The organism is Mesorhizobium sp. WSM4306, from assembly GCF_007003975.1.
Lineage (GTDB): Bacteria > Pseudomonadota > Alphaproteobacteria > Rhizobiales > Rhizobiaceae > Mesorhizobium.
This window is the reverse complement of sequence record NZ_VFTC01000036.1, coordinates 1-12,563: the sequence shown is the minus strand read 5'-3', so window position 1 is coordinate 12,563 and position 12,563 is coordinate 1. Positions and strand designations below refer to the sequence as shown.

The 12,563-nt window shown below is 63.8% G+C and carries 10 protein-coding genes; 4 read left to right on the top strand and 6 right to left on the bottom strand.

Annotated features, from left to right (window positions below):
* Positions 1-86: 86 nt before the first annotated feature.
* The 3 genes from folD (at position 87) to FJV77_RS28595 (ending at position 3,828) form a co-directional block, all read left to right on the top strand.
* Positions 87-986 (top strand): bifunctional methylenetetrahydrofolate dehydrogenase/methenyltetrahydrofolate cyclohydrolase FolD, encoded by a 900-nt coding sequence (folD, locus tag FJV77_RS28605; RefSeq protein ID WP_142869751.1) that lies wholly within the window; start codon positions 87-89, stop codon positions 984-986.
* Positions 987-1,039: 53 nt separating this feature from the next.
* Positions 1,040-2,002 (top strand): GlxA family transcriptional regulator, encoded by a 963-nt coding sequence (locus FJV77_RS28600; protein WP_112561945.1) that lies wholly within the window; start codon positions 1,040-1,042, stop codon positions 2,000-2,002.
* Between the two features lie 149 nt (positions 2,003-2,151).
* Complete coding sequence (locus FJV77_RS28595) at positions 2,152-3,828, top strand: VWA domain-containing protein (RefSeq protein ID WP_142869750.1); 1,677 nt, start codon at positions 2,152-2,154, stop codon at positions 3,826-3,828.
* Positions 3,829-3,898: 70 nt separating this feature from the next.
* Here FJV77_RS28595 and edd read toward each other — a convergent pair whose 3' ends face one another.
* The 3 genes from edd to zwf all read right to left on the bottom strand — a co-directional run bounded on the left by edd (position 3,899) and on the right by zwf (position 7,956).
* On the bottom strand, positions 3,899-5,722 hold the full coding sequence (edd, locus tag FJV77_RS28590; protein WP_142869749.1) for a phosphogluconate dehydratase: 1,824 nt from the start codon (positions 5,720-5,722) through the stop codon (positions 3,899-3,901).
* A gap of 66 nt (positions 5,723-5,788) precedes the next feature.
* Entirely contained in the window at positions 5,789-6,505 is a 717-nt protein-coding gene (gene pgl, locus FJV77_RS28585) for a 6-phosphogluconolactonase (protein WP_142869748.1), read from the bottom strand.
* Entirely contained in the window at positions 6,487-7,956 is a 1,470-nt protein-coding gene (gene zwf / locus FJV77_RS28580) for a glucose-6-phosphate dehydrogenase (RefSeq protein ID WP_142869747.1), read from the bottom strand. Before zwf ends, pgl begins: the two co-directional genes overlap by 19 nt.
* A 321-nt stretch (positions 7,957-8,277) precedes the next feature.
* On the opposite strand from zwf, the gene FJV77_RS28575 reads away from it, so the two are divergent.
* Positions 8,278-9,024, top strand: coding sequence for an SDR family oxidoreductase (locus FJV77_RS28575; RefSeq protein ID WP_142869796.1), 747 nt, complete (start codon positions 8,278-8,280; stop codon positions 9,022-9,024).
* A gap of 115 nt (positions 9,025-9,139) precedes the next feature.
* Here FJV77_RS28575 and FJV77_RS28570 read toward each other — a convergent pair whose 3' ends face one another.
* The 3 genes from FJV77_RS28570 to FJV77_RS28560 all read right to left on the bottom strand — a co-directional run.
* Positions 9,140-10,015: an SH3 domain-containing protein gene (locus FJV77_RS28570; protein ID WP_246691407.1), complete on the bottom strand. Its 876-nt coding sequence runs from the start codon at positions 10,013-10,015 to the stop codon at positions 9,140-9,142.
* A gap of 247 nt (positions 10,016-10,262) precedes the next feature.
* Positions 10,263-11,549: an FAD-binding oxidoreductase gene (locus FJV77_RS28565; RefSeq protein WP_142869746.1), complete on the bottom strand. Its 1,287-nt coding sequence runs from the start codon at positions 11,547-11,549 to the stop codon at positions 10,263-10,265.
* A gap of 131 nt (positions 11,550-11,680) precedes the next feature.
* Positions 11,681-12,563, bottom strand: an 883-nt coding sequence (locus FJV77_RS28560) for a glutamine synthetase family protein (RefSeq protein ID WP_185970452.1), incomplete at its 5' end; no start/stop codon positions are given.

The window sequence follows — 12,563 nt, the reverse complement described above, 5'->3', positions numbered from 1 at the left end:
GGCGGAACGTTTGGAACGACGACATGCGCGAAACAATGTTCAGGGCGCGCGCCGCGCCTTGGCTGGAATGATGTCGAGGATGGTTCATGGCCGAAGTGATTGATGGAAAGAGCGTCGCCGAAGACGTGGTTCAGAAGGTCAAGGCCTTGACCGCGGACCTGGTCGCCAAGGGCAAGGCCAAGCCTGGCCTGGCGGTGGTCATCGTCGGCGAGGATCCTGCAAGCCAGGTCTATGTCGCTTCCAAGTCGCGCACCGCCAAGGAATGCGGTTTTCATTCGCTCCAGCACACGCTGCCGGCCGACACGTCCGAAGCGGCGCTGCTCAAGATCATCGGCGAGCTCAATACCGATCCGGCCGTCAACGGCATCCTGGTGCAGCTGCCGCTTCCCGCCCATATCGATGCCGGCAAGATCATCCAGGCCATCGCGCCGCAAAAGGATGTCGATGGCTTCCACTTCATCAATGTCGGCAAGCTCGGCACCGGCGAACTCGAGACCGCGTTCGTACCCTGCACGCCGGCGGGCTCCATGCTCTTGATCGAACGCGTGCGCGGCAAGGATCTCTCCGGCCTCAATGCCGTGGTCGTCGGCCGCTCCAACATCGTCGGCAAGCCGATGGCCAATCTGCTGCTCGCCGCCAATTGCACCGTCACCATCGCCCACAGCCGCACAAAAGATCTGCCGGCGCTGGCCCGCACTGCCGACATTCTGGTTGCTGCCGTCGGCCGGCCTGAAATGGTTAGAGGTGACTGGGTCAAGCCCGGCGCCACGGTCATCGATGTCGGGATCAACCGCATTCCGGCGCCTGAGAAGGGTGAGGGCAAGAGCCGTTTGGTCGGCGACGTCGCTTACGCCGAGGCGGCCAAAGCGGCCGATGCCATCACGCCGGTGCCCGGCGGCGTCGGGCCGATGACCATTGCCATGCTGATGGCCAATACGTTAGCCTCAGCCTACCTTGCGGCCGGCTTGAAGCGGCCCTCCTTCTGACCCGGAAAGCAGCTTCTTTGCCGAACCCCATTATTCCCTCTGAGCGGCCGGTCATGGATGATCCCGTTCAAGGCGGCCGGCAATTCGCGTTCCTGCTGGTCGACAAGTTTTCGATGTTTTCGCTGGCCGCGGCGATCGACACCTTCCGCTCTGCCAACCGCCTGCTCGGCCGCGATTTCTACGGCTGGACCACGGTCTCGGCCGACGGCGATCCGGTCATGGCCTCCAACGGCCTCCCGCTCAAGATCGACTATGCGGTCGCCGACCTGCCGCCGGTCGATATCCTTTTCGTGTCGGTGGGCCTGTCGATCGAATTCCCCGGCAAGAGCAAGGTGCTGGCGGCGCTGCGCAGCTGGGGCCGGCGCGGCAATGCGCTCGGCGCGCTGTCTGTCGGCTCCTATCTGCTGGCTGAAGCCGGCCAGCTCGAAGGCTATCGCTGCACCATCCATTGGGAGAACCGCGCCGGCTTCGTCGAGCGCTTTCCCGACATCAACTGCACCGGCAACGTCTTCGAGATCGATCGCAAGCGCTACACCTGCGCCGGCGGCACCACCTCGATCGACCTGATGCTGGAGATCGTGCGCGGCGATTTCGGCTCCAACCTCGCCAATGGCGTCGCCAACCAGTTCCAGCATGAGCGCATCCGCTCCGCCGGCGACCGCCAGCGCGTCGGGCCGGAACGTGACCTTACCGGCAAATCGGAGAAGCTGAGGCGCATCGTCGAACTGATGGCCGACCATCTCGACGAGCCGCTGTCGGCGGTGCAGCTTGCCAAGTCGGCGGGCCTGTCGGTGCGCCAGGTCGAGCGCCTGTTCCTGCGCCATCTGAGCGTCACGCCCGGCCGCTATTACATGCGGCTCAGGCTCGAGCGGGCGCGAGAATTGCTGCGCCAGACCAACATGCCGATCCTCGATGTGGCGATCGCCACCGGCTTCACCTCGCACTCCTATTTCGCGCAGAGCTACCGGTTGCAGTTCGGCCGTCCGCCTTCCGAAGAGCGTCGCACCACCTACTGATGCGGTGCTGAGTCAACCTCGGAACAGGCCTCGGCCCGGGGCCGATCCTGTTACACTGCAACCGTTCGTGAAACGCTCTAGACTTGTGTCCGAACGCGCCGTCAAATAGCTTCCGGCGCGGACCAGAGGGCGGCCTCAAGGAGATTCCAATGGCGGGACTTTTGCGGAGCGTCGCTGCGGCGCTGCTCCTTTTGTCGATGACGTCGCTCAGCTATGCCGCAAACAAGGTCATCATCATTCTTGACGCTTCAGGCTCGATGTGGGCCCAGATCGACGGCAAGCCGAAGCTCGAAATCGCCCGCGAATCGCTCAGGACCGTGCTGCAGTCAGTCCCGGCCGACGACGAGATCGGCTTCATGGCCTATGGCCATCGCGAGAAGGGCAGCTGCGAGGACATCGAGCTGATCGTGCCGCCGCAGGCCGGCTCGGCAAGCGCCATTTCGGCCGCTGCCGACAGCCTGAAGTTTTTGGGCAAGACGCCGCTGACCGCTGCCGTCAAGCAGGCGGCAGAAGCGCTGAAATACACCGAGGACAAGGCGACCGTCGTTCTCATCACCGACGGGCTTGAAACGTGCGAAGGTGACCCGTGCGCGCTGGGCAAGGAGCTGGAAGCGTCGGGCGTCGACTTCACAGCCGACGTCGTCGGCTTCGGCCTGACCGCCGATGAAGGCAAGCAGATCGCCTGCCTCGCCGAAAACACCGGCGGCAAATACATCCAGGCCTCGGACGAGAAAGCGCTGCAGGAAGCGCTGGTCGAAACCGTCGCCGCCCCAGCACCAGCGCCTGAACCTGCTCCGGCACCGGCACCGGCGCCTGCCCCGGCACCGGCGCCCGAACCGGCCAAGCCCGAATTCAATTTCATCCCGAGCGTGGTCATGGCCGAAGGCGGCGATCCGATCACCGACGGCAATGCCTGGGAGGTCTACAAGGCCAAGCCCGATGGAACGCGTGGCGAGTCCGTTACCACCCAGTACAACAGCTACGAGGCCAATCTCGATCCGGGCGACTACGTCGTCGTCGCGCGCGCAGATCAGGCCCAGGTGGAACAGAAGATCAAGATCGAGGCCGGGCAGGTCTACAAGCCGCTCTTCACTTTGAACGCCGGCACCATGCTCATCCATCCGAAGGCCTACCAAGGTGCCGATATCAGCGACGAAGCCCATGTCGACTTCGCCTTCCCGGGCGGCAGCACCACTCACTATGGCGATACCAAGATCATCGTGCCGGCCGGTGAGCAGAAGGTGACGGTTGCGATCGGCAGCGGCTCGGTGACCGAGACCATCCAGCTCGCCGCCGGACAGACGGTCGAAAAGGACATCGTCGTCGGCGTCGGACATGCCGTCGTCAACGCCTACTACACCGCAGGCGGTGACAAGGCCGACTCGTCGGGCATCAGCATCCAGATCGTCAAGGCCAAGAAAAAGATCGACGGCTCGCGCGAAGATGTCGCCCATTCCTATGGCCCTGACAGCAAATTCTGGCTGCCGCCGGATGACTATGTCGCGGTCACCGCGCTCGACCTCGCGACCGTCGAGCAGCCGTTCAGCGTCAAGGCCGGCGACAACCAGGACGTTAAGGTGACGCTCGATGCCGGCGTGCTGGCCATGTCGGCGCCGGGCGCCTATTCGATCGAGGTGCTGTCGCCGAAGAAGGACATCCAGGGCAACCGCAAGGCGCTTGGCCTGAGCTATGGCGACACCTGGCAGCAGACCATTCCGGCCGGCGACTATGTTGTCGTCCGCCACATGTCCGGTGAAGGCCAGGACAAGGAAATGCCGGTGACGGTCAAGGGCGGCGAGCGGACCGAGATTACGGTCCAGCCGTAATTGGCGTTTCATCCCAAACATAAAAAGGGCGGCCTTGAGCCGCCCTTTTTATATCACTTGGAATGATGGTTCAGGCCGTACCGAAAGCGCTGGCACCATGGTCGGCACGGCCGACCAGCTGGCGGAAACCGGCGAACAGCTCGCGGCCGAAGCCGAACTCGTTGCCGATGAGATCGATGTCGGCCGTGCGGCGCAGCGCGAGCTCAGGCCCAGGCACCAGCACTTCCAGCGTGCCGGCGTCGGCGTCGAGCCGGATGATGTCGCCGTCATGGATCCGGGCGATAGGCCCTTCCTCGACCGCTTCCGGCGTCACATGGATCGCCGCCGGCACCTTGCCGGAAGCACCCGACATGCGCCCGTCGGTGACCAGCGCGACGCGCTGGCCGCGATCCTGCAGGATGCCAAGCACAGTGGTCAGCTTGTGCAGTTCCGGCATGCCGTTGGCCTTCGGCCCCTGGAAGCGGATGACGGCGATGAAGTCACCTGTGAGCGTGCCAGCCTTGAAGGCTTCGTTGAGGCCTTGCTGGCTGTCGAACACCTTGGCCGGCGCCTCGATGACGCGGCGTTCCGGCTTGACGGCGGAAGTCTTGATGACCGCATGGCCGAGATTGCCGGCCAGCACCTTCAGGCCGCCGGTCGGCTGGAAGGCCTTCTTGAAAGGCGCCAGCACCTTCTCGTCACCGCTCTGTAGCGGCGAGGCCTCGCGCACCACGCTGCCGTCTTCGCCGAGCCTGGCCTCGACCGCATAGGGCCGGAGGCCTTCGCCCCACACCGTCTGCACATCCTCATGCAGGATGCCTTCATCGAGCAGTTCGCGGATCAGGAAGCCGAGCCCGCCGGCGGCGTGGAAATGGTTCACGTCGGCAAGTCCGTTCGGATAGACGCGGGCCAGCAGCGGCACCGCTTCCGACAGGTCGGAAATGTCCTGCCAGGTGAGCGTGATGCCGGCCGCCGCCGCCATGGCAATGAGATGGATGGTGTGGTTGGTCGAGCCGCCGGTGGCGTGCAGGCCGACGACGCCGTTGACGAACGAGCGTTCGTCGATCATGCGGCCGACCGGCGTGTAGGCGTTGCCGAGTGCGGTGATCGCCAGCGCCCGCTTCGTCGCCTCACGCGTCAACGCGTCGCGCAGGGGCGTGCCCGGATTGACGAAGGAGGCACCGGGCGTATGCAGGCCCATGATCTCCATCAGCATCTGGTTGGAATTGGCGGTGCCGTAGAAGGTGCAGGTGCCCGGCCCATGGTAGGATTTGGACTCGGCTTCGAGCAGTTCGGCGCGCCCGGCCTTGCCTTCGGCATAGAGCTGGCGAACCTTGGCCTTTTCATCATTGGGCAGGCCGGTCGTCATCGGCCCGGCCGGGATGAACACCGCCGGCAGATGGCCGAAGGTGAGGGCCGCGATCACCAGCCCCGGCACGATCTTGTCGCAGACGCCGAGATAGACGGCGGCGTCGAACATGTTGTGCGACAGGCCGACCGCGGCCGCCATGGCGATGATGTCGCGTGAAAACAGCGACAGCTCCATGCCGGGCTGTCCCTGGGTGACGCCGTCACACATGGCCGGCACGCCGCCGGCCACTTGCGCGATGCCGCCAACTTCGCGCGCGGCATCCTTGATCAGCGCCGGGAACGTCTCGAACGGCTGATGCGCCGACAGCATATCGTTGTAGGAGGTGATGATGCCGAGGTTCGGAACCTTGTCGGCGCCGAGCGCCAGCTTTTCCGACGGGCTGCAGACGGCAAAGCCATGCGCAAGGTTGCCGCACGAAAGCACCGAACGATTGGCGGTGCGGTTGGAGGCCTCGGCGATGCGGCCGAGATAGCGCTCGCGGCCGGCTTTCGAGCGCTGGCGGATGCGTTCCGTGATGGCTTCGATGTCGCGTCTGGCTGTCATGGCAGTCAATCCTTTCAAGCCCCGGAGAACGTCCTCCACCGTCTGCCGGGACTGTGGCAGTTGAAATCAGGGCGCCCAGAACACCTCTACGGGCTTTGGCGAGGCGTCGATCACGGCGCGGATAGGCTTGTGCTTTCTCGGTCCCATCGCATTCTCGAAGGCGGTAAGCTTGTCCTCGCCTTCGATATGCAGGGCGATGAAGCCGGCGGCGATGATGCGCGCCATCGATAGGGTCAGCCGTGGCTCGCCGCCGCTCGGTGCATGCACCGGCAGCACGATCCTTTGCGAGGCAGGATCGAGCAAGGCGGGGAGATTGTCGGCATCGGGAAAGAACGACGCGGTGTGGCCGTCGCCGCCCATGCCGAGCACGACGACGTCGAGCGGCCAGGCCAGTGCCTTGAGTGCCGTGTCGTCGGACGCTGCGGCAGTCTCGATGCTTGCGGCCTCATGATACATCGGCACGAAATGCGCGGCGGCGGCCGCGTTCTGGAGCAGATTGGCCGCCACCAGCCCGGCATTCGAGCGCGGCGAGGAGGCCGGCACGAACCGTTCGTCGACCAGCGTGACCGTCACCTTGTTCCAGGCAATCGGAATCGCCGACAGCGCTGCAAAGAACTTCGCCGGCGTGGTGCCGCCGGAAACGGCAAGCAGGCCACCGCCGCGCTCGTTGATGGCCTTGGTCAGCCGCGCCGCGACTTTGCCGGCAAGGGCTGCCGCCAGGTCCTGGCGCCCGGCAAAGCCGTTCCAGTTATAGGCGGGCTCGCTCAATTGCTCTCGTGCCATGTCCGCCCGTCGCGTTCGATCAGCGCAATCGAAGCCGAGGGGCCCCATGTGCCCGCCGTATAGCCTTGCGCTTCCTGCCTGGCGCTTTCCCAGGCGTTCTGGATCGGATCGATCCACTTCCATGCCGCCTCGACTTCGTCGCGGCGCATGAACAGCGTCTGGTTGCCGCGCACGACATCCATGATCAGCCGTTCATAGGCATCGGGCGCGCGACCGTCGAAAGATGTTGCGAAGCTCATGTCGAGCGGGATCTGGCGCAGCCGCATGCCGCCCGGACCCGGATCCTTGATCATGATGAATTGCTTGACGCCTTCGTCGGGCTGCAGCCGGATGACCAGCTGGTTGGCGAAGATCGGTCCCGCGCTCTCGTCGAAGATCGAGAAGGGGATCGGCTTGAACTCGATGACGATTTCCGAAACCCGGCTTGCCAGCCTTTTGCCGGTCCTGAGATAGAACGGCACGCCGGCCCAGCGCCAGTTGCCGATTTCGGCCCTTATGGCAACGAAGGTTTCGGTCGTGCTGTCCTTGCCGAGCTCCTCGACATAACCCTTCACCGCGCCGCCGGCCGACGCGCCGGCACGGTACTGGCCACGCACCGTGTGCTTGGGCGCCTCGTTGCCGTTGATGCGCTTCAGCGCCCTGAGCACCTTCAGCTTCTCATCGCGCACGGCATCCGCGTCCATCGAGGACGGCGTTTCCATGGCGACTAGGCACAAGAGCTGCAGCATGTGGTTCTGCACCATGTCGCGCAGCGCGCCAGCTTTGTCGTAGTAGGTGACGCGGTCTTCGAGACCGACCGTTTCGGCGACCGTGATCTGCACATGGTCGATATGCGCGGAATTCCACAGCGGCTGGTAGAGCGCGTTGGCAAAGCGCAGCGCCATCAGGTTCTGCACCGTCTCCTTGCCGAGATAATGGTCGATGCGGAAGATCTGGCTTTCGTCGAAATCGTCACCGACGGCATCGTTAAGCGCGCGCGCCGAGGCAAGATCGCGGCCGATCGGCTTCTCCAGCACGATGCGCGAATTCGGCGTGATCAGCTTGTGCTCTTTCAGCTTGTGCGAGATATCGCCGAACAGCGCCGGCGCCACCGCCAGGTAGAAGGCGCGGATGCGGTCACTGTCGCCGATCGCCTTTTTCAGTCTGTCGAAGCCGGCGCCCGTCGTCGCATCGGCCGACACGTAGGACAGCCGCGCCAGGAACGTCTTCAGCTCCTTGGCATCGATATCGGCCGGCTTGACGTGATCGGAAATCGCTTGACTGGCGAAAGCCCGGAATTCCTCGTCGCTCATCTTCGAGCGCGATGTGCCGATGATGCGGGTCGGTTCGGAAAACTGATGGTCGCGCTGGCGATGGTAGAGCGACGGCAGGAGCTTGCGTTCCGACAGGTCGCCGGTGCCGCCGAAGATGATGAAGTCGAAAGGATCGACGGGGATGATCTGGCTGGTCATGGTCTGTCCGCTTTGACGCCGCTCGCTGTGACGCGGCTGATATAATCTAATCGATTTAAATTATCCAGTGCCATGGTGTCACATCAAGGACCAATCACTCCATATTGATTCGGTCCAAATGTGCCTTGACACTGGCTGCCACCCGGAGGCTTGTCGTTATCAGAGGGTCCCGGGGAGCTTTCGCGCCTGCAACATAGAGCGGGAATGTGACGAAAGCTAATGCATGTCCCTCAAAAGTGGCCCCGGTTTTGAGAGGTCGACATGCATCAAACAAAGAGAGAAATGCGCTTGCGAGGTGATCTTGGAATGAGCGGGAAAAGCATGCGTCTGGAAAACAAGGTCGCCGTCATAACCGGTGCTGCTGCGGGCTTCGGCGAAGGCATGGCCAGGCGCTTTGCCGAAGAGGGCGCCAAGGTCGTCGTCGCCGACCTCAACGCCAAGGGCGCGGAGCGTGTCGCCGCCGAGATCGGCGAGGCCGCGATCTGGACGCAGACCGACGTTTCGCAGCGCTCCGAATTCGACGAGATGGTCTATGCCGCCAAAAGCGCCTTCGGCCGCATCGACATCATGGTCAACAATGCCGGCTATACCCATCGCAATGGCGACATGCTCGACGTCGACGAGGCGACCTTCGACCTGATCACATCCGTCAACATGAAGGCGATCTACCATGCCGCACTTGCCGTGGTGCCGATCATGGAGCGGCAGGGCGGCGGCGTCATCCTGACCACGGCTTCGACCGCAGGTCTGCGGCCGCGACCGGGCCTCACCTGGTACAATGCGTCGAAGGGCTGGGCGATCACCGCGACCAAGTCGATGGCGGTCGAACTCGCGCCCAAGAACATCCGCGTCAACTGCCTGTGCCCGGTCGCCGGCGAAACCGCCATGCTGGAGAAATTCATGGGCGCCGACACGCCCGAAATCCGCGAGAAGTTCCGCGCCTCGATCCCGCTCGGCCGTCTGTCGATGCCGCTCGACATCGCCAATGCCGCGCTCTGGCTCGCATCCGACGAAGCCGCCTTCATCACCGGCGTGGCGCTGGAGGTCGACGGCGGCCGCTGCATCTGAGTTGGCCTGCGCTATGCATTGCCGCAGTTTGACTTGATCATCGGGGTGAAGGCAGAAGCATGCGAGACAGCGGCGGCGCCTCCTGCGGCTTATCGGCCGATGAACACGAGAAGGGTCACGCCCCGGTCTTGATGTAGCTCTTGTAAATCCAGCCGCGCTTGCCGTTGTAGACGACCTGGCACCATTTCTTGCAGCTCATCACCTGCACCGATGACTTGGCGGGCACGGTTCCCATGGCGGCGGCGCTTTTCTGCGGACCGGTGCGCATCGTCACGGTCCTCAGAATGCGTCCGGTGCCGGCGGCAGCGGCCACCTCCTGTGGCTTGGTCTTGGCCTCATCCGTTGCGACGGAAGATTGCGCGTCCGGCAGTTGCGGCTTCGGCGTCGGGATGGCGGCTGTTTCGGCGCCGTCGGTGTGCCCGTCCTTCGCAGCGGCGTCTGGTGCAGCAACCTTGGACAGCTGCGTCGTGGCGTCGCTCTGCGCCGACGGTTCTTCATAAGCTGCCGCATCTGATGGTTTGGCTGCCGCCTGCTCAGCCGCGGCCTGATCGGACGGCGTGGCCGCAGGGTCGGTGTCCGATTGCGGCGCTGTCCAGCGCGGATCGTTGGCCGCCAGCGCCGGTATCGCGGCCGCCCCGGCAACCACCGTCGGCGAAACCGCATCGCCCTTGCGTGCCGCTTGCGGCGCCGCTACCGCGGCAACTGTGGCCGCAGGGGTGACCGGGGCGATCTTGGTTGTCTTGACCGGGATGGTTGGAACGTTCTGCTGCGAAAGAGGCTGTGTGCTGGCGCTCGCTTGCCGGTCGTTGGCCGGCAACGCCAGCCAAAGCGCGATACCCGCCACGCCAAGCAGCGCTGCGGTGCCGACCGCGGCGATCACCAGATGCGAATTCGTGCGCACCCCCTGCCAGAAGGAGGGTCGCATCTCGTAACCGAACTGCATGGCAAAGCGCCGTCGTTCCGGCGCACCGAAACTGAAGGGCTCGTTCACGTTTGCCACCTCCAAGATGCGGCCGATGTTCTTTCGATCAGCGCCGGAAGCCCGGCATTCGATCGGCATCGGTCCCAAAAACAAGCGGGCAGGCCCGCAAAAGTCCCCGTTCAATCACCCAGAACCGGCACCTTTTACCCGCGATTGTGGCATCAGTGCGCCCCAACCGTGGATTCTGCACCCTTGTTAAGGATTCTGCAATGTGTCGCTCAAGCAACGAATATTACAGACGGAATCGCTTGTTGCTCTAGATTCGATCGCGCAGCGCAAACCAGTTGAGCGCCAGGAACAGCAGCGGCGTGCGAAAGCGTCGGCCGCCGGGGAAGGCCGGGATGTTCAAATCCTCGATCAGCCTGAGCCGATCGCGGTTGCCGGCGACGGTCTCAGCATAGAGCTTGCCGAAGAAGTTCGACAGCATCACGCCATGGCCGGAATAGCCGCCGGCCGAAATCACATTGGGCATCACCTCGCGCACGAACGGCTTTCTCGGCACGGTGATGCCGACATAGCCGCCCCAGCCATGAGTGATCTCGACATCCCGGAGGTCCGGATAAAGCTCCGCGATCTGCCGGCGGATATGGATGTGGATATCCTTCGGATCGTTGACGCCATAGACCTCGCGCCCGCCGAACAGCAGCCTTCCATCCCTGGATTTGCGGAAATAGCGCACGACGAAACGGGAATCGTCGACCGCCTCGCCGCCCGGCAGCACTTTCGAGTCCGCTCCGAGCGGCACGGTGGCACCAATGAACGACCCGATCGGCATGATGTGCGCGGCACTCACCGGCTCGAGCGTGCCGCCATAGGCGTTGACGCCGATCAGGCATTTCTGCGCGGTGATGGTGCCTCTTGGCGTCGTGACCCTGACCTTGCCGCCGCTGGACGTGATGCCGGTCGACGGCGTCTGCTCGAACAGGTGGGCTCCGGCAGCAGTCGCCACCTTTGCCGTGCCGATCACCAGTTTCATCGGGTGGATGTGCCCTGTGCCGGTGTCGCGGGTGCCGCCGAAGTAGCGTGCGGAGCCCAGTCGTTCGGCCGTTTCCCTTGCATCCATGAAGGCGATGTGCGGATAGTTGAAGCGGCCCGCCATAATCTCGGCATGCGCCTTGTAGTCGTCGACATAGCGCTGCTTATGCGCCACCGACAACTGACCGGGCATATAGTCGATGTCGATCTGGTTGACGGCGGCGAATTCGAGCAGGTGCGCCTTGGCTTCCTCTGCAAGATCGAACAGCGCCTTGGCGCGGGAGAAGCCGTATTCGGCCTCCATTTCCTCGGCCCAGGCGCGCTGGCCGGTGCCGAGCTGGCCGCCATTGCGTCCGGAGGCGCCATCGCCGAAGCGATACGCCTCGATCAGCACGACGTCCGCGCCGGCTTTGGCCAGATGCGCCGCCGCCGACAGCCCGGTGAAACCGCCGCCGACGATGACGACGTCGCAGCTACGGTCGCAGTCTAGGGCGGGGTACTCAGGGCGTGGCCCGGCTGTGTCTTCGTACCAGGAGCGGCCGGGGGAGATTGGGGATTGGTAAAGCATGGGGGATGCCAGTGAATGGTGAATAGTGAATGGTGAATGGCCGTGCGAACACGCACGATCCCGATCGTTATCCATCCAGTATGAAACTATTCACCATTCACTATTGACCATTCACGCGACGAAGCCGCCGCTCACACATTCAGCAGCAGATACTCCCGCTCCCACGGGCTGATCACTTCCATGAAGGTCTCGAACTCCGCCCGCTTGATCGCCGCGTAGGTGGCGGCGAAGGATTTGCCCAAAAGGGCGCAGAGTTCCTCGTCGCCTTCGAACAGGTCGACGGCCTCGAGCAGGCCGCGTGGCAGGTCGATTTCGTCGGCGTTGGCGGTGGTCAGCACCGGTGGCTCGGCCTTGACCTTGTTGGTCATGCCGATCAGCCCGCAGGCAAGCGACGCCGCCAGCGCCAGATAGGGATTGGCGTCGGAAGACGGGATGCGGTTTTCGACACGCCGCGCCGCCGGGTCCGAGCGCGGCACGCGGAACGCCGTGGTGCGGTTGTCATATCCCCATTTGTTGTTGACCGGCGCCGAGGCCGACTGTGTCAGCCGGCGGTAGGAATTGACGTAGGGCGCGAACATCACCAGCGCGTTCGGCACATGCTTCTGCATACCGCCGATGAAATGGAAGAAGTCGTCGGTTTCCGAGCCATCTTCGGCCGAAAAGATGTTCTTTCCGGTCTTCTTGTCGATGATCGACTGGTGGATGTGCATGGCAGAACCAGGCTGGCCCTGGATCGGCTTGGCCATGAAGGTGGCGTAGATCTCGTGCTTGAGCGCTGCCTCACGGATGGTGCGCTTGAACATGAACACCTGGTCGGCAAGCTCGATCGGATCGCCGTGGCGCAGATTGATCTCGAGTTGGCCGGCGCCCTCCTCGTGGATCAGCGTGTCGATCTCCAGGCCCTGGCTTTCGGAGAAATGGTAGATGTCGTCGATCAGTTCGTCGAACTCGTTGACGCCGGCGATCGAATAGCCGGCGCCGGCCCCCCCCGCCCCCGCCCCCCCCCCCCCCGGC

Bases quoted from the DNA above. Each gene is read 5' to 3' on its own strand.
- folD (WP_142869751.1), top strand. From the start codon at position 87: ATGGCCGAAGTGATTGATGGAAAGAGCGTCGCCGAAGACGTGGTTCAG.
- FJV77_RS28600 (WP_112561945.1), top strand. From the start codon at position 1,040: ATGGATGATCCCGTTCAAGGCGGCCGGCAATTCGCGTTCCTGCTGGTC.
- FJV77_RS28595 (WP_142869750.1), top strand. From the start codon at position 2,152: ATGGCGGGACTTTTGCGGAGCGTCGCTGCGGCGCTGCTCCTTTTGTCG.
- edd (WP_142869749.1), bottom strand. From the start codon at position 5,722: ATGACAGCCAGACGCGACATCGAAGCCATCACGGAACGCATCCGCCAG.
- pgl (WP_142869748.1), bottom strand. From the start codon at position 6,505: ATGGCACGAGAGCAATTGAGCGAGCCCGCCTATAACTGGAACGGCTTT.
- zwf (WP_142869747.1), bottom strand. From the start codon at position 7,956: ATGACCAGCCAGATCATCCCCGTCGATCCTTTCGACTTCATCATCTTC.
- FJV77_RS28575 (WP_142869796.1), top strand. From the start codon at position 8,278: ATGCGTCTGGAAAACAAGGTCGCCGTCATAACCGGTGCTGCTGCGGGC.
- FJV77_RS28565 (WP_142869746.1), bottom strand. From the start codon at position 11,549: ATGCTTTACCAATCCCCAATCTCCCCCGGCCGCTCCTGGTACGAAGAC.